Source organism: Limnobacter litoralis, from assembly GCF_030160455.1.
GTDB lineage: Bacteria > Pseudomonadota > Gammaproteobacteria > Burkholderiales > Burkholderiaceae_B > Limnobacter > Limnobacter litoralis.
Genome location: NZ_BSOJ01000020.1, coordinates 12057 through 35773, shown reverse-complemented (window position 1 = coordinate 35773; position 23717 = coordinate 12057). Strand labels below are relative to the sequence as shown.

Here is a 23717-nt window from a genome sequence, read left to right as displayed (position 1 = left end):
ACATGGCCTTGAATCTGGTCACGCAAATTTTCAAGCCCAGTGATCTCACCTTCACGGCGCTGCCACCACTCAGCCTTTACATTCACCTGCCCTGGTGTGTGAAAAAGTGCCCCTACTGCGACTTCAACAGTCATTTGGCGCAAGGCTCCGACCGTCAGGAAGACCATGGTTTGCCCATCGCCCTGCAGCGGCAATATCTGAATGCCCTTATTGCAGACCTGAATGCCCAGTTGCCCAAGGTGTGGGGGCGAAAGCTGCACACCATTTTCATCGGCGGTGGCACCCCTTCGCTGTTTCACTCCGAGCTGATTGACGAGTTGCTGGGCGCCGTGCGTGCGCGGCTGGGCATGCCCGGCACGGGTGAAATCACCATGGAGGCCAACCCCGGTACTTTCGAGCAAGCCCGTTTTGAAGGCTTTAAAAAGGCGGGTGTAAGCAGGATTTCCATCGGGGTTCAAAGTTTTTCCGACTCGCACCTGTCCGCCCTTGGGCGGATTCACCAAGGCAGGCAAGCGGTTGAGGCTGCGGAAAGCGCGATCGCCCTGTTTGATGAAGTCAATCTGGATTTGATGTATGGCCTGCCCGATCAAACCCCGCAACAGGCGCTGGCCGACTTGCAGCAAGCCATCGAGCTTGGCCCCACGCACTTGTCGCTGTATCAGTTGACGCTAGAGCCCAACACCCAGTTCGCCGTGAAGCCCCCATTGTTGCCCGCTGAGGAAACCCTGGCCGACATTGAAGACGCCGTGCACGCGAAAGCGGCCGCCGCAGGCTACCAACGTTATGAAGTGTCGGCGTTTTCAAAGCCTGGCCATCGTTGTCAGCACAACCTGAACTACTGGACCTTTGGCGACTACCTCGGCATTGGTGCTGGCGCACACGGCAAGATCACTTACCCCAATCGCATTGAGCGTGAAACACGCCTGCGAAACCCGCAAGCCTACATGCAGGAGGCCATGGCTGGCGGGGCAGGGTTTGAGGTGCGTGAGCTGAAGGCTACAGAGCTGCCGTTTGAATTCATGCTGAATGCGCTGCGTCTACTGGACGGGGTGCCCGAGCAGTATTTCACCGAGCGATGCGGTCGCCCAGTGACCGATCTTCAGGCCCCGCTGCGCGAGGCCTTGGGCAAGCAACTGATGCACAACAAACCAGGGGTGTTTCAGCCCACTGAATTGGGCATTCGCTTTTTGAACGACCTGCAGAGCCTGTTTTTGCGCTAGTTGTCCAACAAGTCGCGAATTGCGCAGCGCAGGGTTTTGGCCAATTCAGGCTGGTTCAGGTCTGGCTGGCGTATGCCACGAATCATCATGCCATCGAACAGTGCCATCAACACGGCCGCCTTTGCCCCGATGGTTTTTGGGCAACGTGGTGTTTTGGCACTGACGATTTCGGTCAACAGGGCCTGCAGCTTTCCGCGAATGGTGAGGTCTGCCTCCTGAATGATTTTGGCCACCCTCGGGTTTCTGCACGCCTCCGCCAACACTTCCGTGTCCAGCGCGCTGCGTTGAATACGCCGTTGCAACCCTTCATCCACCGTGGCCAGAATGGCTCCCAACAAGTCGCCCTTGCCGTGCAGATTGGCGATCTTCTCCAGCGAGTGCTCCATGTCCTGTTGAACAATCGCCTCGATGATCGCTTCCTTGCTGTCGAAGTAGTTGTAGATGTGGCCGGCGCTCATGCCAAACGATTTGGCAATTTCTGACATGCTGGCCCCGTGGAAGCCGCTTTTTTTAAAGCATTGCCCAGCGGCATCCAGAATTTGCTGTCGACGAAGTTCGGCCTTGTGGCTCAGTGCGGGCGAGTTCATGAATTTGCCCCCCAACTACCGCCAAGCACCTTGTACAAGGTGACCAGGTTGCTGGTTTTCAGCAATCGGGTGGCAATCAGGTTTTGTTGAGCGGTGTACAACGCCTGTTGCGCGGTCAGCACCTGAAGATAACTGTCCACGCCCCCTTCAAACCGCGCTTTGGACAGTTTGTAACTTGCCGCACTGGCGTCCACCAGGTTTTGCTGGGCCTGCAGCTCGGTGTTCAATGTGCCTTTGGCGGCCAGGGCGTCTGCCACTTCCCGAAACGCCGTTTCAACGGCCTTCTGATAGTTGGTCACGGCAATTTTCTGGTCAATTTTGCTGACATCCAGATAGGCCTGCAGGCGGCCACCATCAAAAATGGGCAAGCTGATTTTCGGTATGAACGTCCATGTTTCGGTGCCTGCTTCAAACAGGTTTGACAACTGGTTGCTGGCGCTGCCGTAACTGCCAGTCAAGGTAATCGACGGAAAAAATGCTGCGCGCGCCGCACCAATTTTCGCATTTGCCGCCTTCAGTTGGTATTCGGCTGCCTTCACATCGGGGCGGCGAAGCAAAACGTCGGATGGCAAACCTGCTTTCAGGTCGATCATGGCTGTGCTGTCGTCCAGCTCGCCTTTGGGCAGCCATTTTTCAGGCACGGGTTGGGCGGTCAGCAGGTTCAGGGCGTTAAGGTCTTGTGCAGCCAGACGGGTGTACCGGGCAACATCCGCACGGGCCGATTCAACCGTGGTTCTGGCCTGGTTGACATCCAGTTCAGTGCCCACGCCAAGCTTGAATCGCTTCTCGATCAGATCAAGCGCAGTTTGCTGATTTTTCAGCGTGTCTTGCGCCAAAGCCAGTCGGGCCCGATCGGCACTCAGCGTGTACCAGGCAAACGCCGTGTCGGCAATCAACGCCAGTTGAAAACTGTGCTGTGCCTGTTCGGTGCTGAGGTAGGTGTTCAGCGCCGCGTCATTCAAGCTGCGTACCTTGCCGAAAAAGTCGAGTTCGTAAGTGGCAAGGCCCACAGTGCCGCTGTACTGCGTGTTGGCTGTTGAACGGCCATTCGTGACCGACGCAGGCAATTTCTGGCGTGAACCCGCGCCGTCTGCGCTGATGGTCGGAAAGTAAGCAGCGCGTTGGGCACCCAGCAGGGCCTGCGCACGCTCCACATTCAAGACGCTCACCTTCAGGTCGCGGTTGTTTTGCAGGGCCATGCCAATCACTTGTTTAATGGAGTCTTCCTTGAACAGGTCTTTCCATGTGATCTGGCTGACCGCGACACCGCTTGGTTGGTCGATTGCGTACGCTTTGCCAGCAGGCCAGTTGGGTGTAACCGCGGTCTCGGGTTGTTGGTACGTGGGGGCTAGCGTGCTGCATGCGCTCAGCAACACCACGCTGGCCATGGAAAGGCGTTTCAAGGCCATACCGCTTTGGGCTTTGAATGCTTTACTCATTGTGAGACAACTCCTTGCTGCCCGTGCGCTTGCTGAACACGCGCCGCACAGCGACAAAAAACAGGGGCACAAAGAAAATACCCAACACGGTGGCTGTAATCGTGCCGCCCAAAATACCAGTGCCGATTGCATTCTGGCTTCCTGAACCCGCGCCTGTGGAAATGGCCAAGGGCAACACGCCCAGTCCAAACGCCAGCGAGGTCATCACGATCGGGCGCAAACGCATGCGCACCGCGTTCAATGTGGCCTCGACCAAACCCACGCCGTTGTCCACCTGTTCCTTGGCAAATTCAACAATCAGAATGGCGTTTTTCGAGGACAGACCCACTGTGGTCAGCAAGGCCACCTGGAAGTAGATGTCGTTGGCCAGCCCGCGCATGCCCGTGGCCAGCAAAGCGCCGACCACACCCAGTGGCACCACCAGAATGACGGCAAAGGGCACAGACCAGCTTTCATAAAGGGCTGCCAGACACAGAAACACAACCAGCAATGAAATGGCATACAGGAAGTAGGCTTGCGACCCGGTCTGCTTTTCTTCGTAAGAAAGGCCGGTCCACGAAATGCCCAAACCAGGCGGCAACTGTTTGGCAATGTCTTCCATGGCGTTCATGCCATCGCCTGTGCTTTTACCCGCTGCAGCCTCGCCCAGCACTTCAACAGCGGGCAGACCGTTGTAGCGTTCAAGACGCGGCGCACCCACTGTCCATTTGGAGGTCGCAAAGTTGGAAAATGCGACCATCTGGCCTTGTTTGTTGCGCACATACCAGTCATTGAGGTCTTGTGGCAGCATCCGGAAGGGCGCATCGCCCTGCACGTACACTTTTTTCACGCGGCCACGATCCAGAAAATCGTTGACATAGTTTCCACCCCAGGCCGTGGACAAGGTGTCATTGACGTCGGCCATGCTGACGCCCATGCTGCCCGCCTTGATGGCGTCAATGTCCAGGTGGTACTGAGGCACATCGGGGGAGGCATTGGGCCGCACCTTCGTGACCTCCGGGTTTTTTGAGGCCGCAGCCAGCAATTGGCCACGCGCTTTCAACAAGGCATCGCGGCCCAAGCCAGCGCGGTCTTGCAGAAACAGGTCAAAGCCGCTTGCATTGCCCAAGGCCCGAATGGCCGGTGGCGCAAAAGCAAACGCCTGTGCATCCGGAATGGTTGCAAAGAACTTGGACGCACGCGCCACCACCGCATCCACACTGTTCTCGGGGCCAGGTCTTTCCTTCCAGTCGCGCAGCTTGATAAAACCAAGGCCAGAATTTTGCCCGGTGCCTGAAAAGCTGAAACCAGCCACCGTGAACAGGGACTGCACGTTTTTCTTTTCATCGACCAGAAAGTAATGCTGAACTTTCTTGAGCACATTGGAGGTTTGCTCTTTGGTGGCAGCCGGTGGCAATTGCACCTGGATGAAAAACACACCCTGATCCTCGTTCGGAAGGAAAGAGGTTGGCAACTTGTGGAACATGAAAACCATGACCGCAAACACCGCACCGTACAGAACAAACATGCGGGTTGACTTGGCCAACAGCTTGCCCACGGCGTTTTGGTAACGCAAGGTCATCGCGTTGAACAGGTTGTTGAAGGCCGTCACAGGGCGACCCAGAGGGCCACCGGCGTGATGGGTCTCGCCTTTGTGAACCGGCTTCAACAGCGTGGCGCACAGGGCCGGGGTCAGCACCAGCGCAACCAGCACCGACAAGGCCATTGCCGACACAATCGTCACCGAGAACTGTCGGTAAATCACACCGGCTGAACCACCAAAAAAGGCCATGGGTATAAACACGGCGGACAACACCAGACCAATACCGACCAAGGCCCCCGTGATCTGATCCATGGATTGCCGGGTGGCCTCTTTCGGTGACAAGCCTTCTTCCGTCATCACCCGTTCCACGTTTTCAACCACTACAATGGCGTCGTCCACCAGCAAACCAATTGCCAAAACCATCGCAAACATGGTCAGCGTGTTGATGGTCAGACCAAACGCAGCCAGCACACCAAAGGTGCCCATCAGCACCACCGGCACGGCAATCGTCGGGATCAGGGTGGCCCTGAAATTCTGCAAGAACAGGTACATCACCATGAACACCAGCACAATCGCTTCCAGCAGTGTCTCGATCACGCCCTGAATCGAAAGCTTGACGAATGGCGTGGTGTCGTACACCACGTTGTAGTGCATGCCTGGTGGCAACAGGGGTTCCAGCCGCTTCATTTCGGCATTCACGGTGTCTACGGTGTCAAGCGCGTTTGCACCCGATGCCAACCGGATGCCCAAACCAGCCGAGGGCTTGCCGTTCCAGCTGGGCTGGAAGGTGTAGTTGTCGCTGCCCAGTTCAACACGCGCCACATCACCCAAGTGAATTGCTGCACCGTCAGTGCTGCTTTTCAGCAGAATTTGGCGAAATTGTTCAGGTGTTTGCAACTGGCTTTGCGCGGTAATGGTCGCATTCAAAGCCTGCCCGTCAACGGCGGGTGAACCACCCAGCTCGCCTGCAGACACTTGCGCATTTTGCGCAACAATGGCGCTTTTGATGTCGGCCACGGTGAGGTTGTACTGCTGCAGCTTGTGCGGGTCCAGCCAGATCCGCATGGCGTACTGCCCGCCGAAAATCGTGATTTCACCCACACCCTTGGCGCGGCTGATGGTGTCTTGAATGTTGGTGGCCACAAAGTCGGCCAGATCGGTGGACTGGTACTTCGGGTCGTCGCTGGTAAAGGCAATCACTTCCAGAAAGCCCGTGGCACTTTTGGTGACCACCACACCTTGGCGCTGTACCGCACTGGGCAACACGGGCAGTGCTTGCGACAGCTTGTTTTGCACTTGCACTTGCGCAATGTCGGGGTTGGTGCCCACATTGAAGCTCAACTCGATACGCACTTGACCGGATGAATCGCTGGTGGACTTCATGTAGCGAAGTCCGTCCAGCCCTGTCATGCGCTGTTCGATCACCTGCGTGACTGAGTTCTGAAGGGTTTCGGCAGAGGCACCTGGGTAGGTGGTGGAGATGGTCACTGCTGGCGGGGCAATGTCCGGGTACTGCTCAATCGGCAGTTCCCGAATGGCAAGCACACCAGCCAGCATGATGACGATCGCAATCACCCATGCAAAAATGGGGCGATCAATGAAAAAACGGGACATGCTGCAAACTCCTTATTGGTCCTTTTTTTCGGGTGCCTTGTCGTCGTCCAGCAGAGCTGCCGGCTGACCAGGCTTCACCTTCTGAAGACCGCGCACAATCAGGCGGTCTCCGGCTTTCAGACCACTGGCGATCAGCCATTGGTCGCCCACAGCCTTTTCGGTCTCAACGCGGCGCTGCTCAACGATGTTTTTGTCATTCAACACCAAGGCGACGGCTGAGCCCGTGCTGTCGCGGGCAATGGCCTGTTGTGGAACAAGAATGGCGTTTTTCAGCGTGCCTTCATTCAATGCGGCGCGAACATACATACCCGGCAGTAAAAGACCATCCGGATTTGGAAACACCGCACGCAAAGTGACCGAACCGGTGGTGGGGTCGACCGTGACATCGGAGAACTGCAAATCGCCATCCTTGGGGTAGGGGGTGCCGTCCTCCAGCGTCAATTTGACCTTGGCGCCGCCCTTGCTGGTTTTTTCCAACTTTCCACTGGCCAGTTGGCGCTTCAGCGCCAGCAGGTCTGTGGTGGATTGGGTCAGGTTGACGTAAATCGGGTCAAGCTGTTGAATCGTGGCCAGCGCGGTGGCCTGGCCCTGTTGAACCAAGGCACCCGGCGTTACGCTTGAGCGACCTATCCGGCCACTGATGGGCGCCTTGACTTGTGTGTAGGCCAGGTTGATGCGCGCAGCGTCCACCGCAGCCTGTGCGGCAGACACATCGGCTTGCGTCTGCTTTAGGGCAGCGTTTGCATCGTCGAAATCTTGTTGGCTGACTGCATTGATTTTCACCAGATCCTGGTAACGGGCCTGCTTCACCTTGGCTGCAGCCAGATTGGCCTGTGCCTTTTCTAGCGCGGCTTTGGCGCTGGCGTAGGTGGCCTGATAGGTAGATGGGTCGATTTGATACAAAGATTGGCCGGCTTTAACCAGTCCACCTTCGACAAACAAACGTTTCTGGACAATGCCCGACACCTGTGGCCGAACCTCTGACACCAGATAGGCCGAGGTTCGGCCCTGAAGTTCGGAGTACTGCTCAAAGGGCTTGCTTTGAACCACAACAACACCGACCTTGGCCACAGAGGCCTGGTTGGCGGCTTTGGCCGATTCGCCTTTTCCACAGGAAGAAAGCACCAACAGACTGCACGCCATTGCAATTGCCGTGCACAAAGAACGTTGTTTGGGAAGGTACTGCATGAAGAGTCCATTTCAAAAACTGAATGAACGTTCATTTTTTCACGACTTGGGCAATCTGTGTACTGGGGTTTTTACTGAATGGGCGTTCAGTTTAGTTCAGGTGACGACTTTCAGGGCGTTCAATGATGCTAGAGGTTGATTTGAATTCAAGCCCCCAAACGGCTTGTGTACAGGTTTTAATCAGCAGGTCAGCAAACCCGTGCTGAAGCTGTTCTGCCATGCGGATTTCGAAGCCCCGCGCATCTGAGGTTGTCAATTTCAACAAAATGTCGGTTTTGCCGGGTTCGTGAATGGGCTTGAGTTCAATCTGGGTGATTAGCAGTGGTTCGGTGCCCAATGGCGTTGTGGTGTCTTTGTCATTGAACTTTGACTTGAAATCGGCCGAATACAGGGAGACCTCGCGACTCATCTCCAGCAGTGCTTTGCGTCCGGTTTCATTCAGGGGGCGGTCGCTGGCCAGCAGGCGCTGCATCATGTCGTCCAGCCCGGGCACCAGCAACCTGACCATCCGCCGGGTCAGCCAGCAACGCACCTCTTGATTGTCAGAGGAGTTGATCCGCATCAATATGCGATCGTGTTCAGGCGCGTAAGCTAGTTGAAGTTGCTTGATGTACATGGCCGTAGGTTGTAATTGCGCTTTGGTGATTATAGCCGGGCTTGAATTTCTATCTGATGACTCTATTTCAGTAGCAGGCAGTTGGCAATTCAATTCATTTAAAAGGATGCATGCACCATGCGTTTAGACCGTCTAACCACCAAATTTCAGGAAGCTTTGGCCGATGCGCAAAGCATGGCCGTTGCAAAAGACAACCCCAGCATCGAGCCTGCGCACGTGCTTCTTGCTCTGGTCAATCAGACCGAGGGCACGGTGCGTGGCGTGGTCAGCAAAGCTGGCGGCAATCTGGGTCAACTGAAAAAGGGGCTTGAAGCCGAGGTTGCCAACCTTCCTGTGGTCAGCAACAACACCGGGCAGGTGCAGATCAGCAGCCGTTTGCAGGGCTCGTTGAACCTGACTGACAAGGCGGCCCAGAAGAAGGGTGACCAGTTTGTCGCCAGTGAACTCTTTCTGCTGGCCTGTTTTCATGAGGCGTCTGGCGTTGCAAAGGCCCTGAAGGAGGCCGGCTTGAGCGAAAAGGCGGTGGACGCCGCCATTGACAGCTTGAGAAGTGGCGCCACTGTGCAAAGCGCAGACGACGAAGCGCAACGTGAATCATTGAAGAAATACACCATTGACCTGACCGAGCGGGCACGCCAGGGCAAACTCGACCCGGTGATTGGCCGCGACGATGAAATTCGCCGTGCCATCCAGATTTTGCAGCGCCGCACCAAAAACAACCCGGTGTTGATCGGTGAACCCGGCGTGGGCAAAACCGCGATCGTGGAAGGTTTGGCTCAGCGCATTGTCAATGGCGAAGTGCCTGATACCCTGAAAAACAAACGAGTGCTTGTGTTGGACATGGCCTTGTTGCTGGCTGGTGCCAAGTATCGGGGTGAGTTTGAAGAACGACTGAAAGCCGTGCTGAAAGACGTGGCCGCCGATGAAGGCCAAACCATTGTCTTCATTGATGAAATTCACACCATGGTGGGTGCTGGTAAGGCCGATGGCGCCATGGACGCCGGCAACATGCTCAAGCCCGCCTTGTCTCGCGGCGAATTGCACTGCATCGGCGCCACCACGCTGGACGAATACCGCAAATACATCGAAAAAGACGCTGCGCTGGAGCGCCGTTTCCAGAAAGTGCTGGTGGGCGAGCCTTCCGTTGAAAGTACCATTGCCATTTTGCGCGGTCTGCAGGAACGCTACGAACTTCACCATGGCGTGGACATCACCGACCCCGCGATTGTGGCGGCCGCTGAACTGTCAGCCCGTTACATCACGGACCGGTTCTTGCCCGACAAGGCAATCGACCTGATCGACGAGGCCGCTGCCCGCATCAAGATGGAAATCGATTCCAAGCCCGAGGTCATGGATAAGCTCGACCGTCGGCTGATTCAGTTGAAAATTGAACGCGAGGCCGTGAAGCGTGAAACCGACGATGCCTCCAAAAAGCGCCTGGGCTTGATCGAGGAAGAAATCGACAAGCTGGAGCGTGAATACGCCGATCTGGAAGAGATCTGGAAATCCGAAAAAGCGGCAGTGCAGGGCAGTGCCGCCATCAAGGAAGAAATTGACCGCGTGCGCGCCGACATCGAAAAATTCAAGCGTGCAGGCGATTGGCAAAAAGTGTCTGAGCTTCAGTACGGCAAGCTGCCCGCGCTGGAGGGGCAATTGAACGCAGCCAGTGCCAAGGAAGTGGGTGGCGAGAAGCCACAAAACCGCTTGCTGCGCACCCAGGTGGGTGCCGAAGAAATTGCAGAAGTCGTCAGCCGGGCCACTGGCATTCCGGTCAGCAAAATGATGCAGGGCGAGCGTGAAAAGCTGCTCAAAATGGAGGACGTGCTGCACAAGCGTGTGGTCGGTCAAGACGAGGCCTGCACGCTGGTGTCAGATGCCATTCGCCGCTCGCGGGCTGGCTTGTCTGATCCCAACAAGCCCCTAGGCTCATTCCTGTTTTTGGGTCCCACGGGTGTCGGGAAGACCGAGCTTTGCAAAGCGCTGGCTGGCTTCCTGTTTGATTCTGAGGACCACCTGATTCGAATCGACATGAGTGAATTCATGGAGAAGCACAGCGTCAGCCGTTTGGTGGGTGCGCCCCCCGGTTATGTGGGCTACGACGAAGGGGGTTACCTGACTGAGGCCGTGCGTCGCAAACCCTACAGCGTGATCTTGCTGGACGAGGTGGAAAAAGCGCACCCGGACGTGTTCAATATTTTGCTGCAGGTGCTGGACGATGGCCGTTTGACCGATGGGCAAGGCCGCACGGTGGACTTTAAAAACACGGTGGTGGTGATGACGTCCAACCTGGGGTCGCATGAAATTCAGCGCTTGGCTGGGCAAAGTTCGGAGGTCATCAAAGAAGCAGTGATGATCGAGGTCAAACAGCACTTCCGGCCTGAATTCATTAACCGGGTGGACGAAATTGTGGTGTTTCACGCGCTGGACAACGCCCACATTGCCAACATCGCGAAAATTCAGTTGGCATCCGTTCAGGAAAGACTGGCCAAACGCGACATGCGTCTGGAGGTGTCAGACGCGGCCATTGCAGAAGTGGTCAAGGCTGGGTTTGATCCGCTGTATGGTGCGCGCCCATTGAAGCGCGCCATTCAGCAGTTGATCGAAAACCCTGTGGCCAAAATGATTCTGGAAGGCCGCTTTGGGCCAAACGATGTGGTGCCCGTCGATTTCAAGGAAGGGCAGTTTACCTTTGAGCGGGTTGTTCACTGATCGGGTTTGACGCAGCGGGTTCCTGAAAAAAGCCATCTGGAACCCGTCTGTCGAATTCGCCATTGAGTCTTTCCAGGCCCGGTTCTATCGTCTGTTTGACAAGGTTCATTGCTGTCCCGACCAGCAACCTTGGAATGCCTGAATAAGGGGCCAGGTCGTGCTGGGGTTTCTCAAGCTGCACACCCTCGTCGTCCCGGAAATAGCTGCTTGTTCGGTAAAGGCTCTCGTATTCATCCTCTTTGAGCCGAGTCACATAGCATTCAATGTGACTCAATGGGTGGGTCCGACCAGTTTGTTGGGTGTAGGCCTCTTTGGCCTGTCGAATCGCCTCCAGACGACCCACCCCGTCCAGTGTGACCAACTGGCTTTTGCTGTGGCATCCCACCTTCAGTGCACCGTTTGAGCATGCAAGGGTTTCCAGTGTGCCTTTGTTGATCGTCGTTTGTTTCGGGTTTTGAATCAACCAGCCGAGAACCGCCTCGGCCCGTTGTGCAGTTTTCTCGATGGCAATTCCGTCAATGCTGTGTTGAGACCGAATGACGTCGATTGGCACCCTGGCCAGTACATAGTCTCTTTGTTTGATCCGCCCTGTAATCCAGGCAGAGGTGTTGTGCCGCTTCACCCTGGCTGGGCAAGACACCGCTTCGAACAATTGTCCGAGACCCTTCCTGCTTGCAAATTTGTTGAACATGGCTCGCAAGCCGCCGCTGTCCAATTCATGGCTCGGCAAGCCTGTTTTAACGATCTGGACTGTTGCTGGATCAAAATCTGCCTGTGTCAGCAATGTGTCTGCAAGCTGATGTGCCGCGCGGCTGCTTTCTGCAGCGGTTTGGGGTGTGTTTGGTCGGTCAGTTTGCGAACTGAGGCTGCCCGTTGGACCAGCCTCGTCCGTGTGAGATGTTCGCATGGTTTGGCATGAAAGTCTGGAACACCGAGTTGTGTGCGCTCAGTGCGCCAGAAAGTTCAATAGCCAGCCTGGTACATGGCTTCACCCGCCAAAACCGGGTTGCCCGTCTTGTTGAACGACTCCAACCACACGCCGTAGTTGTGCACGGTGGGGTCTTGCCAGGGGTGAAATCCGGGCTTGAAATAAGTCAGCAGTTTGGGCAGCAAGCGCGTGTAGACGCCTTTGCGTGGGCCGAACAGCCATGCAAGCCCTTTGAAGTAGACTTTCGCCCGTCGCCAGCCTGTGTATCCGTCGTAGCGCAACAGCACCCAAGTGAACACCAGGGTGTGCAACGAGAACAGAAAAATGGCGTGCGCCATCGCCAGGCAACGCATGCCGTAACCCACCTTGGCTACTTTTTGCATCACGTCAAATGCCACGGCCTTGTGTTCCATTTCCTCAATGGCGTGCCACGCCAGCATGGCGCGCACTCGGGGGTCGGCACCGGCCATCACTTCTTTGCGGGCGAAGAACATCTCGGCCATCATCGCGGTAAAGTGCTCCAGGGCCGCCGTAATGGCGACGTTGTATTCGGGCGAGCGGTTTTCAAGCCGGCCATTCATGATTTTCTTGACGACACTGATCATGCGCTCGACGGGCAAACCCTGCTCGGCCAAGCGCTTGTTGAAATCGGTGTGCACTTTGCCGTGTTGACCTTCCTGCCATGAAAAGTCTTTCACCTGTGCCGCCAGCTCAGGGTCTGTAATTTTGTCTTTGAACAAGCGGACGCTGGAAATAAAGTAACGCTCGCCATCTGGAAATGTCATCTGGACACCGTCAAACACGCGGGTTTTGAAGGGGTCTCCGTCCATCCAGAATCGTGGAATGTCGCCATTCAGATCAAAATCCAGGTCTTTACGAACCACCATGTCTTCGCGATGTTGGGCTTTCTTGTTGTTCATCGATACCTCCGTACTGCATTGCATGAATGTGTTGTTTCAAGATCAAGATTACTTTGATGTGCAAATTGAGGATATGATCTGTAGTGACAAAAAAGGAACAAAATACGACAAACCCACCGGGGCCGACACTGTATGGAGACCATTAACTTTCAAATGCTGGCCAGTCTGGCCAATGCGGCGCGCGCATGCGGCATCAATTTGAATCAGGTTTTACAAGAACTCGGCATCGACATCGACATGACTGCAGACCCCCGAAAGCGCATGTCCTTGCGCTGGTTTTCTGTCCTTTTTCAAGCCATTGCCGACAAGCAGCCCAAGCAGTATTTCCCATTGGTGCTGGGGCATGCCTTCAACTTTGATGGGCTGCCCGAACTGGCGACCTTTGTGACCAGTGCATCCACCCCCCGCGACGCCATCAAGGTGTTTGATTGGGCGCCACAACTGTTACACCCGGCCTTGTCGTTTTCAACCGAAGAAGGGCCCGTGTACGCCAGGCTGAACATTCTGGTTCAGGAGGGCAATGGTGAATTCAACGATTTGCCCGGTTTTGTGGAAAGCGTTGCTGCGGCCGTCTTGAAATTCATGCGCTTGATCAGCCCCATGTCCACCCCTTTGTTGTCAGTGGAATTCAAGCATTCAGCCCAGACAGCACCTGATGAATACGCCCAGTTTTTTGAAACGCCAGTGCACTTTGATCAAGCGGCGAATTGCATGGTGTTTGACACCAATTCATTGAGTCAGCCATTGCCCGGGGGCATTCCTTCAGCGCACAACAAGGCTGAAGAGTTGATCGTTAATCGCTTGCTGAAAGTCAGTGAACCCGGTGTACTCAGCAGCCGGATTACCCGATTGTTGCGATCGAAAGTCAGCCTGCTTTCCCTGCCCATGGAAAAAATCGCGATGGAAATGGACATGCACCCCCGAAAAATGCAGCGGCAGTTGCAAGAGGAGGGCACCACTTACGCCCATGTGCTTGCCAGTGTCCGAATGAACATGGCTTGCGAGATGCTGCAAAAATCGGTGCTGGACATTGAAACCATCAGCTCGCGCCTGGGTTATTCGGACCGGCGCAGTTTCACGCACGCCTTCGCCAGCTGGACAGGCAAAACACCCCGGGAGTTTCGTTTGGCCCCCAGCTTGAAAAACAGCAGTTGATGCGCTAGTCTGCGCCACACATGAACAAACCAACCCTTGATGAGGAGCCGGCCATGAAGCCCACCACTGATTTATGCGACGCCAATGAGAACCTGATTGCGCAGGGCGTTTTGCGCGTTGTTGAGCCCATGTTTCAAAGCTGGGGCAAGAAGGCTGCGTTTTCCGGTCAGGCCCACACCCTGAAAGTGTTTGAAGACAACACACTGGTGCGCGCCGCTCTGGATAAGGACGGCCTGGGCAAGGTGCTGGTTGTGGATGGCGGTGGCAGCAAACGTTGCGCACTGGTGGGGGGCAACCTCGGCGTGTTGGCTGAGAAAAACAATTGGGCCGGTGTTGTGGTGTACGGCTGTGTGCGTGACACGCTGGAGCTGAATGCCTGCGACATCGGCGTACGCGCCTTGGCCGCTCATCCTCAAAAAAGTGAAAAGCGCGGGGCTGGCCACGAGAACATCACCGTGGCTTTGGGTCATGTTCGCGTGTCACCGGGCAACTGGATTTATGTGGATGAAGACGGCGTGCTGGTAAGCGATCTGTCGCTGAGTTGAAGAGCCTGCAGTGTTGCACACACTGCCTCAGTGGACATTTTCAAGATCTTTTCGAATTGCACTTCCAGATGTTGTACGGCACGGATCTGATCAGGATCTAAAGTCTTACCCGACCCAGCTGCAAACCGGTATTGGTCGGGCATGGTCTCACCATCGTTGTTTTCGAGGTGCTGTTCTTGATAGACCAGTGAATGAATATCCACTTCGTTGGTTAATAAATGTTCAGTAAATGCACGCAGTGTGAGCGCTGGGGGCCTGTAGTGTCCGCTGGCGTTGTTGGCCAGAAGTGGTTTTCCTTTGTACACCCAAAGTTCACCCGCAGTGTGCACTGGTCCGCCCGCATTGAAACAGGCATGGGTGAATCCATCCGTTCGGGTTTTCAAACCTTCGGGCGCTTTGTGTAAAAACAGCGTTTTGTCTGCGCTTTGCATCGAATCGGGTGCTAGCGCAAAAATGTATTTGCCATGGGCCATTGCGGCGTTTTGGCCTGAATTGTCTTTGGCATGTAACAGGCCCTGTTTGAAAATGGCCTGTGCGGCCTGTCTCAGAGGGCCCTCGGGCAGGTCTGGTTCGGGCGCTCGGTTCGCCCTGCTGTACGCGGCATTTTCTTGTAAGGCAATTAATCCGGTGGGCTTGTCTGATTTCAATCTTTTTGTCCTCCATCCGAGCTAAGTGCTTTGAGTTTCGGAAAAAGTTCGGCCTTTCAGGGTAAGCACCAAGCTGTGTGCAGTGCATAAATTAGAGGGTGCCCTCTTTTTCATTTAGAGAAAAAGTATTTCATATCGAGAAAAATGTGTTTTAAGTTATTGATTTTATTCAAATCACGAAAAAGTCTTGTATAAGATATAACTCTTGTTGCTTTGCGAAAGCCGCAGTACACTACACGTCATTCACCAAGTCGATGTCACTCACAGCAGTGACCACCCCTGTCAAGCAGCACCCAGGCCGTGATCGAACTGGCACACCGTTTCTTTTTTTTAATACTTTCGCTGAGGATTCGCACATGAAAACCTTCGAACAACAAGTTCAGGAACTCAAAAAAGATTGGGAAACAAACCCACGCTGGAAACTGGTCAAGCGCGGCTACAAAGCCGAAGACGTGGTTCGTCTGCGCGGTTCCGTTCAGCCTGAGTACACACTGGCCAAGCGCGGTGCAGAAAAGCTGTGGGAAAAGGTAAACGGCGGCGCCAAGAAAGGCTACGTCAACGCCTTCGGCGCGATTACTGCTGGTCAAGCCATGCAGCAGGCCAAAGCCGGTCTGGAAGCCGTGTACCTGTCAGGCTGGCAAGTTGCCGCTGACGGTAACAGCTCTGAAACCATGTACCCCGACCAGTCACTGTACGCTTACGATTCAGTGCCAAAAATGGTTCGCCGCATCAACAACACATTCCAGCGCGCTGACGAAATCCAGTGGAAGAACATCTGCGACGGCAAGATGAAGTCCGAAGACGCAATCGACTACTTCCTGCCTATCGTGGCCGACGGTGAAGCCGGTTTCGGTGGTGTTCTGAACGCTTACGAACTGATGAAGAACATGATCGCCGCTGGTGCAGCCGGTGTTCACTTCGAAGACCAATTGGCCGCTGTAAAGAAGTGTGGTCACATGGGTGGTAAGGTTCTGGTTCCAACTGCTGAAGCCATCCAGAAGCTGGTTGCAGCACGTCTGGCCGCTGACGTTATGGGTGTTCCTTCCATCGTTCTGGCCCGTACAGACGCTGAAGCCGCCAACCTGCTGACTTCAGACTTCGACGCCAACGACAAGCCATTCCTGACAGGCGAGCGCACTGCCGAAGGTTTCTACCGCGTTAAAAACGGTCTGGAACAGGCCATCAGCCGCGGTATCGCTTACGCACCTTACGCCGACCTGGTGTGGTGTGAAACAGGTACACCTGACATCGGTTTTGCACGTGAATTCGCACAAGCCGTTCTGGAAAAGAACCCAGGCAAGCTGCTGAGCTACAACTGCTCACCTTCTTTCAACTGGAAGAAAAACCTGAACGACAGCCAGATCGCTTCCTTCCAGGAAGAGCTGAGCGCACTGGGCTACAAGTACCAGTTCATCACACTGGCCGGTATCCACGTCAACTGGTACAACACATTCCAGTTTGCACACGCTTACGCCCGTGGCGAAGGCATGAAGCACTACGTCAACATGGTTCAAGAGCCTGAGTTCAAGGCCCGCGAACAGGGTTACACCTTCGTGTCACACCAGCAGGAAGTTGGCGCTGGTTACTTCGACGACGTAACCACAGTGATCCAGGGCGGTACATCTTCAGTGACCGCACTGACAGGCTCTACAGAAGAAGAGCAGTTTCACTGAAATGAATTGACCATTCGGGCTTGAGGCTGTAACCTGCGTCGAGTGATGCAGTAACCCGAATGGTAAGAGGGGGGAGAGGAGACAAACTCAATAAAACCAATAGAGTATTTTCCCCTTGCCAAGCCTTCAAAAGAAGGCTGAACAGCAAGCGCTGCAAGCCCGGTGAGAAACTCGCCGGGCTTTTTATTTTACGCGTCCAATCAATAACTTGTAGGCGCCAACGCCCAAAAGTAAACCCATCGCTTGCGCAACCACGAATGCAGGCGCATTGCCCGGTTGAATGCCGGCAAACGTGTTTGAAAACATTCGGCCAAACACCGCAGCAGGGTTAGCGAAGGATGTCGATGACGCGAACCAGTAGGCCGCACCGATGAAAGCCGCCACTGTGGACGACACCTTTTGCGGCTTGCTCATCAAAATCACCATTAGCAGACCAGCGGTGGCTACAATTTCGCCAGTCCATATTCCCGGCCCTGTTCTCAGCTTGGTTGACCATTCAATCATGGGCAAACCGAACATTCCGTTGGCGACCCATGCCCCAGCAGCGGCACCACTCAACTGAGCGAACCAGTAAGGAAACAGCTCTGCGATGGCTTGTCTTTTCAACATGACCATGCTCAGCGTAACCGCCGGGTTGAAATGTGCCCCACTGACGTCGGCAAACACCTCGATCAGGAAATAAAGTCCGAATACAGTCGCCAGTGTGTTGGCCAACAAGGCAATGGCATCGTTGCCCTGCGACAGGTTTGTGCCCATGATGCCCGAGCCGATGACGACACACAGAAGCAAGGCTGTGCCCGCGAATTCGGCCAACAGACGGGCACGGAGTGAATGCTGCATGTCAATGAATAGTCAGGAGTTTGCGATCAGATTCAGCGCCGCCTGGAGTTCGGTCTGAGACATTGCTTCAATCGGCAAGGCCATCAGTTGCAAAATTTTGTAGCCAATCGCTTGTCGGGTGATTTCAAATGCAATGCGTTTGGCAGAGTCATCTCCCGGTGCGCGGGAGGGGTCCGGAAATCCCCAGTGAATCTTCACGGGTGCGCCTGGCCAAAAGGGGCAGGTTTCAGCCGCAGCGCTGTCGCACACCGTAATCACAATGTCCATTTGGGGTGAATCGGACTGGGCAAATTCGTTCCAGCTTTTGCTGCGCACGCCAGCGGTGTCAATACCTGCATGTTGGAGCACTTCCAATGCAAAGGGGTTGACCCGCCCGCTGGGCGAACTGCCCGCACTGTACGCTTTGAATGGCCTGCCAAGCCGCTTGGCAAGGTGGTTTACCATGGCTTCGCCCAGCACGCTACGGGCTGAGTTGTGGGTGCAAAGCACCAGTACATTGAATGTCATGTTGGTGTTCTCGAAGATTCGTTTATGAGTTGTTGCAAGATTGGCCCGAGCAGCAGTTTTCAGTCAGAAAATTCACCAGTGCGTTCATCTGCTTGAAATCAGCGCTGTAGTACAGGTGCCTGCTTTCACGGGTTTGGGTAACCAGACCGGCCTGAAGCAAACCCCTCAAATGAAAAGACAGGGTGGCAGGCGGGTATCCCAATTGGTCCACCAACTGGCCAGGGGTCATGCCTTCAGGGCCTTTCACCACCAAGGCCCTGAAAATGCGAAGACGCGATTCTTGAGCCAATGCGGAAAGCTGTTTGACAGTTTCTTTTATTTCCATAATTCCACCTTTATGGAAGTATAGTAAACCGAAAGTGTGTCAATTCCATGAATGCACAGCAATGGGGGTCAGGAAAGAAGGAGGGCCGCCCCAAGAAGATGGGGCTGCTAATGCGGGTTTTTACTCGGTCTTGAAGGCTTTCACAGCATTCATCAAGTTGCCAGACACCGTGAACAGGTGCTCGGCCACTTGCGTGCTTTGTTGCGCGGCGGCGGTGTTTTCTTCAGTCATTTGTGCAACGCGTTCCACGTTGCGGCTGATCTCGACACTCACGTTCGACTGTTCTTTCATGGACACGGCAATGGCTTCAATCGCCTGGCTGACGCGATCCGATTCATCCTTGATGTTCTGAATGGTCGCATTCACCTGGTCGGCTTGTTCAATGCCTTCCTGCACCAAGCCGACTGAGTTCGTCATGTTGCTGGCCGCGTCTTTGGTGATGTTCTGGATTTCGTAAATCATGCCTGAAATACGGTCAGCTGAACCTTTGGTCTGTTCGGCCAGTTTGCGCACCTCATCGGCCACCACTGCGAAGCCGCGGCCGCTTTCACCCGCGCGGGCCGCTTCAATGGCGGCGTTCAGTGCCAGCAGGTTGGTGCGTTCTGCAATTTCAGTGATGGTGGAAATGATTTCGGAAATGTCGGCTGACTGACGTTCCAGGCTTTCAACGGAGGTCGCGCTGGCCTGTACAGCCTGTGCAATGCGATTGATGCCTTGCACCACATTGGACAGTATCACCATGCCTGAATCAGCAGATTCACGGGCTGAGTTGGCTGTGCTTGATGCGTCGTGCGAGTTTTCTGAGATCTGGGAAATGCTGACAGTCAGCTCCTCAACGGCAGCCGCCATGGAAGAGGTGGCCTCGGCTTGTTCGCTGCCTGCATTGGCCATGCTGCCCGAAGTTTCACGCACTTGCGCTGCGCTGCTGCTCAGTGCCTGTGCGGATTCACGAATGCCGTTGATCAGGTTGCGTAAGTTGGTTTGCGCTTTGCCAAGGGCTGTCAGCAGCAAGTCAATTTCATCGCGGTTGTTGCTGCGCACCTGTGCGCTCAAATTGCCATTGGCCAAGGCATCGATGGATGTTTTTGCATTGTTCAGTTTCGTCTTCAGCAAACGTGTCAGCGTGAATGTCACGAAAAGGCCAACCAGCAACGCAGCCAGTGCGCCCGCACCAATCATGGCGATGGCACCTTTGTAAACATTCTCATTGGCAGCCATGCGCTCATTCAGTACTTTCTTTTCTGTCTCGCTCATGTCATTGAGTACGCGCTTCATTTCGTCCATGGCCGGTTTTCCAGACATGGATGTGTACAGATTTTGAAAGGTAACAGGGTCAATCACGTTGTTGTTCAGTTGCTTGCGACGGCTGATGGCTTCGTCTTCTGAAAACTTCAGCCAGGACTTGTATGTGGTTTGTATACTCTCCAGCTTTTTCAGTTGCTCGGGCTTGCCCTGCAGCATGTCCTGAGCCTTTTTGAAATGTGCACCGATGCTGGAGGTACCCAGATTGTAAGGTTCCAGGTAGTTTTCATCGCCAGTCACTGCGAAGCCCCGTTCACCCGTCTGGATGTTCAACAGGCTGCGCAAGATGGCATCCAGTTCATACAGGGTGGTGTGGGTGTCTTCATTGGCCTGCGCGGCAGACTTGATTCGCTGGGCACTGACCAGACCAAGGGCGCCTGTGATGATTGTAAGTGAGATGACGATTGCAAAACCCAGCGTCAGCTTTGCTCGAATGGATTGAAACATGATTGCTCCTTGGTAGGTTCCTGTTTTGCTTTTGAGTTATAAGTCTTAAGCGGTTTTTTCGTAATTCACGCCCAGCAAGATCCGGATAAGTGTCTCTTTCTTGAAGGGTTTGATCACGTGTTCACACATTCCGGCTTTTAGAATATCCAGCCGGTCCTGTTCCGTGGCCGATGCGGTTACGGCCACGATGGGAGGTGCCTTGTTGCCAAGGGCCTCCTGAATTTTTGAGGTGGCTTCAAAGCCATCCATTTCAGGCATTTGAAGGTCCATCAAGACCAGGTCAAAGGGTTCCATCAGGCAGCGCTCCACTGCCTCTCGACCATTGACTGCCATTTCGACGGCAGCACCCCATTTGCTCAGCATTTCACGGGCCACCATGCGGTTCAGTTTGTGGTCGTCCACAACCAGAATGCGTTTTCCAGCCAGAGGCCGCGCTTCAGGCGCAGGTCGTTCGCTCGTCGTGATTGATGGGCTGTCTTGAATGGAGGCCAGTACATTGTTTTGTTGATATTCGGGCTCCACGTTGTCGATCGTGAAAATAAACGCCGTGCCGGAGCGAGGGCGGCTTTCCACCCAGATTTTGCCGCCCATCAGTTCCACCAGGCTTTTGCAGATGGACAGACCAAGTCCTGTGCCGCCGTAACGGCGTGAGGAACTGTCGTCCACCTGGCTGAATGGTTTGAACAGTTGGGCACATTGTTCGGGTGTCATGCCAATGCCGGTGTCCTTCACCATGAAGCGAAGCTGACGGCCACCTTCAATCGGCTCCACTTTCACCTGGATGTGGCCTTTTTCAGTGAATTTCAGCGCATTTGACAGCAGGTTGTTCAATATCTGGGCAAGTCTCAGCCGATCGCCAATCAGGCTGACCGGGCACTCGGGGGCCTTGGTCACAAACAACTGAATTGCTTTTTCTTCGGCTCGATAGGCAAACAAATCGTTGGTTTTGCTCAAAACCTGGTCCAGCTCGAATCGCTTGGCCGTCAACTCAAGTCGGTTGGCTTCAATGCGTGAGGTGTCCAGAATGTCGTTCAACACGTTCAACAACACATCCGCAGCCGAGCCGATTTTGCTCAGGTAATCGCGTTGGCTGGGTTGCAGCTCGGTGTCCTCAAGCAATTGGAGCAAACCCATGATGGCGTTCATGGGTGTGCGAATTTCGTGACTCATGTTGGCCAGGAAGACGCTTTTGGCGCGGCTGGCAGCCTCGGCCTGTTCAGTGCGGTCTATCAGTTTGTGGTTGATTCGCTCCAGCTCGCGTTGCTGCGCTTTGAAATCGGTGATGTCAGTGGTCAGCGAGAAAAAACCCTCGACTTGCCCGTAAAGCACGTCGGGTATCAGGTGGATCAGGGTGTCGGCAAATGTGCCGTCCGGTTTGCGTTTGCGTCGTTCAAACCGTTGTGGCTCGCCTGCCAGTGCCTTTTGAATGTGCAACAGATCATTCGCAAACATGGCTTCACCCAACATTTTGCGCATGTGTACGCCACGCAGTTTTTCGATGGGAACGCCAGTCCACTCTTCGTAGTTTTTGTTGGCAAAGTGGCAGTGCAGGTCCGTTCCCCAATAGGAAACCAGGCCAGGCAAACATTCTGACAAGGTGCGCAGAAAGTGTTCCCGCTCAATCAATGCGGCCTCGTTTTTCTTGCGCTCTGTGATGTTCTGGATTTGTGAAATGAAATACAGCACGCGGCCCTTTTCATTTCGCACGGCCGACACGGACAAATGCACCCACACCACGCGACCATCCTTGTGGATATACCGCTTTTCCATCTGATAGTTTTGCCGTGTGCCCTCCATCAGTTCAGCCAACAAATGGTTGTCCCTGATGAGGTCTTGTGGATGGGTAATCGATTCAAAATCCAGCTTCAGAAGTTCATCGAAGCTGTAGCCGATGATTTCTCCCAAGGCTTTGTTGACCTGGATAAACCGGCCATCAAGACCCACCATGGCCATGCCGACAGCAGCCGATTCAAAGGACGAACGAAAGCGCTCTTCTGCCTCTCGCAAGGCGTCCTCAAAACGCTTCTGAAGGGTGATGTCCACGTTCACACCCACAATGCGCAGCGGTTTGCCATCCTCATCCAGGTAGGTCATTCCTCTGGCCTGTATGTGACGGTTCTTCCGGTCATTGGCGCGTTGAATGGTAAACGAGGTGTCGAAGGCTTCCGCCACCTGCGATGCGCTTTGAAAAATGCCCTGAACCTTGGGAGCATCTTGCGCAGATAAAAATCCCATCCACTGGTTGAAGTCGATGATTTCCTCGTCGCCCTCAACCCCGTAGATTTGCCGCATGGACGAGTCCCAGCGCATCGTCCTGGTTTGAATGTTGTATTCCCAGACGCCAATGCCAGCGTTGTTGGTGGCCAGCTTGAAACGCTCGTCACTGTAACGCAGGGCTTCCCGAGTGCGGTGGCGCTCTTCGTCCCGCCTTCTTTGCAGGCGGGTGTGTCGCTTCATCAATATAAAAGTCAGCACGCATCCCAGCAGATACAGAATGCCCTGAATGCTCGCCTCGTTCTTCCAGGCCACAATGTCTTGTTCGGGGTTGACCCAGACAGCCACAGACAGGGGCTGGTCGATGGGTCTCTTGTTCACCGACTTCAGGGGTATACGAGTCAAAAACTGCCCGCTTCTTTGACCGGAGTCGACCCTGACACCCTTAAGCTCAGCGTCTGTCGCAAGGTTGGGGAACAAACCTTTGAGGGACAACAGATCCATGTCGCCCGGTGGGTCTATTGCGACCACCTGCCCTTGCGCGTTCAGCAATTGAATAGTGGATCGGTTGTTGACGCGTGCAACCTTGACTGCGTCTCTAAAGAAGTCTCGCGAAAGTCTGGCTTGTACCAAGGCGACTGTATTGTGATTCGAATCCTGAACCGGGTAATTCACAATCAGGTTGTTGCTGCCATTGGCGCGCTTCATCAAAGACACCGACAGGCGGTCTGGCTGATCGGGCGAGTCAATTGAAAGATTTCTAAGCGTACTGGCGACAGTCTGGTACTTGATGTCTTTAACTACAATTTCATCGATGTTTGAATTGGCGGTTTTAATCAGTTCGAGCTGGTATCGCAGGTTGCTGGATTGTTGATCCCGCATGTACTGAGCAATGCCCCCACCCAGCGCATCGAATGTGTGGACGATCTCGCCCAGGCCATCGACCATGAATTTTTGGATTAGTTGGGTCTGAAGGGTGCTGGTTTCACTGCTGCGTTGCAAAATGCGGTTGTATTCAGCCACTGAACTCCAAAGCAGGGCAGTGCCAACACCCACGACTGCGGTGGTGACCAATATCCACTGGTTTCGAATTCTGACAGACGACTTCACTCGGACTTTCCTGCTTGAGGAGAAACTGCCTACGGTTTGGGCAGCAATACGAGTGATATTGAAACACGCCCCCCCTAACAGCCAAGGGCGAGAAAAGGCGACTTTTCAAGGTCTTCTTGTCATTTTCAGCAAAGACGCGGCATCCAAGGGTTTATCAGACTGGTAGGGGTTTGCCCTGACTGACTACAATGGACTGCATTATTGATGCA

The 23717-nt window shown here is 54.5% G+C and carries 18 protein-coding genes; 5 read left to right on the top strand and 13 right to left on the bottom strand.

Features of this window, described 5'->3' with window-relative positions:
- Positions 1 to 2: 2 nt before the first annotated feature.
- Entirely contained in the window at positions 3 to 1220 is a 1218-nt protein-coding gene (hemW, locus tag QQJ87_RS10435) for a radical SAM family heme chaperone HemW (protein ID WP_284281647.1), read from the top strand.
- On the opposite strand, the gene QQJ87_RS10430 is transcribed toward hemW, so the two are convergent.
- The 5 genes from QQJ87_RS10430 to QQJ87_RS10410 form a co-directional block, all read right to left on the bottom strand.
- Entirely contained in the window at positions 1217 to 1807 is a 591-nt protein-coding gene (locus QQJ87_RS10430; RefSeq protein ID WP_284281646.1) for a TetR/AcrR family transcriptional regulator, read from the bottom strand. The two genes, hemW and QQJ87_RS10430, sit on opposite strands and share 4 nt — an antisense overlap.
- Positions 1804 to 3246 (bottom strand): efflux transporter outer membrane subunit, encoded by a 1443-nt coding sequence (locus QQJ87_RS10425; RefSeq protein WP_284281645.1) that lies wholly within the window; start codon positions 3244 to 3246, stop codon positions 1804 to 1806. The genes QQJ87_RS10430 and QQJ87_RS10425 overlap by 4 nt, the downstream gene beginning before the upstream one ends.
- The gene (locus tag QQJ87_RS10420; RefSeq protein ID WP_284281644.1) at positions 3239 to 6382 is read right to left on the bottom strand and encodes an efflux RND transporter permease subunit; all 3144 of its coding nucleotides are present in this window, start codon (positions 6380 to 6382) and stop codon (positions 3239 to 3241) included. The genes QQJ87_RS10425 and QQJ87_RS10420 overlap by 8 nt, the downstream gene beginning before the upstream one ends.
- 12 nt (positions 6383 to 6394) lie before the next feature.
- Positions 6395 to 7570, bottom strand: coding sequence for an efflux RND transporter periplasmic adaptor subunit (locus tag QQJ87_RS10415; RefSeq protein WP_284281642.1), 1176 nt, complete (start codon positions 7568 to 7570; stop codon positions 6395 to 6397).
- Between the two features lie 91 nt (positions 7571 to 7661).
- Positions 7662 to 8186, bottom strand: coding sequence for a hypothetical protein (locus QQJ87_RS10410; RefSeq protein WP_284281640.1), 525 nt, complete (start codon positions 8184 to 8186; stop codon positions 7662 to 7664).
- A 117-nt stretch (positions 8187 to 8303) separates the two neighbouring features.
- Here QQJ87_RS10410 and clpB point away from each other — a divergent pair, with 117 nt between their 5' ends.
- The gene (clpB, locus tag QQJ87_RS10405) at positions 8304 to 10895 is read left to right on the top strand and encodes an ATP-dependent chaperone ClpB (RefSeq protein ID WP_284281639.1); all 2592 of its coding nucleotides are present in this window, start codon (positions 8304 to 8306) and stop codon (positions 10893 to 10895) included.
- Here the strand turns inward: clpB and QQJ87_RS10400 are convergent.
- Both QQJ87_RS10400 and QQJ87_RS10395 read right to left on the bottom strand, forming a co-directional pair.
- Entirely contained in the window at positions 10870 to 11802 is a 933-nt protein-coding gene (locus QQJ87_RS10400) for a hypothetical protein (RefSeq protein WP_284281638.1), read from the bottom strand. The two genes, clpB and QQJ87_RS10400, sit on opposite strands and share 26 nt — an antisense overlap.
- Positions 11803 to 11858: 56 nt before the next feature.
- On the bottom strand, positions 11859 to 12743 hold the full coding sequence (locus QQJ87_RS10395) for a metal-dependent hydrolase (protein WP_284281637.1): 885 nt from the start codon (positions 12741 to 12743) through the stop codon (positions 11859 to 11861).
- A 132-nt stretch (positions 12744 to 12875) separates the two neighbouring features.
- Between QQJ87_RS10395 and QQJ87_RS10390 the strand changes: the two genes are divergently transcribed.
- Complete coding sequence (locus QQJ87_RS10390) at positions 12876 to 13898, top strand: AraC family transcriptional regulator (RefSeq protein ID WP_284281636.1); 1023 nt, start codon at positions 12876 to 12878, stop codon at positions 13896 to 13898.
- A 53-nt stretch (positions 13899 to 13951) separates the two neighbouring features.
- Positions 13952 to 14443 (top strand): ribonuclease E activity regulator RraA, encoded by a 492-nt coding sequence (rraA, locus tag QQJ87_RS10385; protein WP_284281674.1) that lies wholly within the window; start codon positions 13952 to 13954, stop codon positions 14441 to 14443.
- On the opposite strand, the gene QQJ87_RS10380 is transcribed toward rraA, so the two are convergent.
- Positions 14395 to 15090: a hypothetical protein gene (locus QQJ87_RS10380; RefSeq protein WP_284281635.1), complete on the bottom strand. Its 696-nt coding sequence runs from the start codon at positions 15088 to 15090 to the stop codon at positions 14395 to 14397. The genes rraA and QQJ87_RS10380 overlap by 49 nt on opposite strands.
- 356 nt (positions 15091 to 15446) lie before the next feature.
- Here QQJ87_RS10380 and aceA point away from each other — a divergent pair, with 356 nt between their 5' ends.
- Positions 15447 to 16763 (top strand): isocitrate lyase, encoded by a 1317-nt coding sequence (gene aceA, locus QQJ87_RS10375; protein ID WP_284281634.1) that lies wholly within the window; start codon positions 15447 to 15449, stop codon positions 16761 to 16763.
- Between the two features lie 183 nt (positions 16764 to 16946).
- Here aceA and QQJ87_RS10370 read toward each other — a convergent pair whose 3' ends face one another.
- The 5 genes from QQJ87_RS10370 to QQJ87_RS10350 all read right to left on the bottom strand — a co-directional run bounded on the left by QQJ87_RS10370 (position 16947) and on the right by QQJ87_RS10350 (position 23508).
- Positions 16947 to 17603, bottom strand: coding sequence for an aquaporin (locus tag QQJ87_RS10370; RefSeq protein WP_284281632.1), 657 nt, complete (start codon positions 17601 to 17603; stop codon positions 16947 to 16949).
- 12 nt (positions 17604 to 17615) lie between these two features.
- Entirely contained in the window at positions 17616 to 18110 is a 495-nt protein-coding gene (locus tag QQJ87_RS10365; RefSeq protein WP_284281630.1) for an arsenate reductase ArsC, read from the bottom strand.
- 22 nt (positions 18111 to 18132) lie between these two features.
- On the bottom strand, positions 18133 to 18435 hold the full coding sequence (locus QQJ87_RS10360) for an ArsR/SmtB family transcription factor (protein ID WP_284281629.1): 303 nt from the start codon (positions 18433 to 18435) through the stop codon (positions 18133 to 18135).
- A gap of 120 nt (positions 18436 to 18555) precedes the next feature.
- Positions 18556 to 20184, bottom strand: a complete 1629-nt coding sequence (locus QQJ87_RS10355; RefSeq protein ID WP_284281627.1) for a methyl-accepting chemotaxis protein — start codon at positions 20182 to 20184, stop codon at positions 18556 to 18558.
- Positions 20185 to 20229: 45 nt separating this feature from the next.
- The gene (locus QQJ87_RS10350) at positions 20230 to 23508 is read right to left on the bottom strand and encodes a PAS domain S-box protein (protein ID WP_284281625.1); all 3279 of its coding nucleotides are present in this window, start codon (positions 23506 to 23508) and stop codon (positions 20230 to 20232) included.
- Positions 23509 to 23717 lie beyond the last annotated feature (209 nt).

Coding starts and splice junctions, on each gene's coding strand:
- hemW (WP_284281647.1), top strand. CDS start 3: ATGGCCTTGAATCTGGTCACGCAAATTTTCAAGCCCAGTGATCTCACC.
- QQJ87_RS10430 (WP_284281646.1), bottom strand. CDS start 1,807: ATGAACTCGCCCGCACTGAGCCACAAGGCCGAACTTCGTCGACAGCAA.
- QQJ87_RS10425 (WP_284281645.1), bottom strand. CDS start 3,246: ATGAGTAAAGCATTCAAAGCCCAAAGCGGTATGGCCTTGAAACGCCTT.
- QQJ87_RS10420 (WP_284281644.1), bottom strand. CDS start 6,382: ATGTCCCGTTTTTTCATTGATCGCCCCATTTTTGCATGGGTGATTGCG.
- QQJ87_RS10415 (WP_284281642.1), bottom strand. CDS start 7,570: ATGCAGTACCTTCCCAAACAACGTTCTTTGTGCACGGCAATTGCAATG.
- QQJ87_RS10410 (WP_284281640.1), bottom strand. CDS start 8,186: ATGTACATCAAGCAACTTCAACTAGCTTACGCGCCTGAACACGATCGC.
- clpB (WP_284281639.1), top strand. CDS start 8,304: ATGCGTTTAGACCGTCTAACCACCAAATTTCAGGAAGCTTTGGCCGAT.
- QQJ87_RS10400 (WP_284281638.1), bottom strand. CDS start 11,802: ATGCGAACATCTCACACGGACGAGGCTGGTCCAACGGGCAGCCTCAGT.
- QQJ87_RS10395 (WP_284281637.1), bottom strand. CDS start 12,743: ATGAACAACAAGAAAGCCCAACATCGCGAAGACATGGTGGTTCGTAAA.
- QQJ87_RS10390 (WP_284281636.1), top strand. CDS start 12,876: ATGGAGACCATTAACTTTCAAATGCTGGCCAGTCTGGCCAATGCGGCG.
- rraA (WP_284281674.1), top strand. CDS start 13,952: ATGAAGCCCACCACTGATTTATGCGACGCCAATGAGAACCTGATTGCG.
- aceA (WP_284281634.1), top strand. CDS start 15,447: ATGAAAACCTTCGAACAACAAGTTCAGGAACTCAAAAAAGATTGGGAA.
- QQJ87_RS10370 (WP_284281632.1), bottom strand. CDS start 17,603: ATGCAGCATTCACTCCGTGCCCGTCTGTTGGCCGAATTCGCGGGCACA.
- QQJ87_RS10365 (WP_284281630.1), bottom strand. CDS start 18,110: ATGACATTCAATGTACTGGTGCTTTGCACCCACAACTCAGCCCGTAGC.
- QQJ87_RS10360 (WP_284281629.1), bottom strand. CDS start 18,435: ATGGAAATAAAAGAAACTGTCAAACAGCTTTCCGCATTGGCTCAAGAA.
- QQJ87_RS10355 (WP_284281627.1), bottom strand. CDS start 20,184: ATGTTTCAATCCATTCGAGCAAAGCTGACGCTGGGTTTTGCAATCGTC.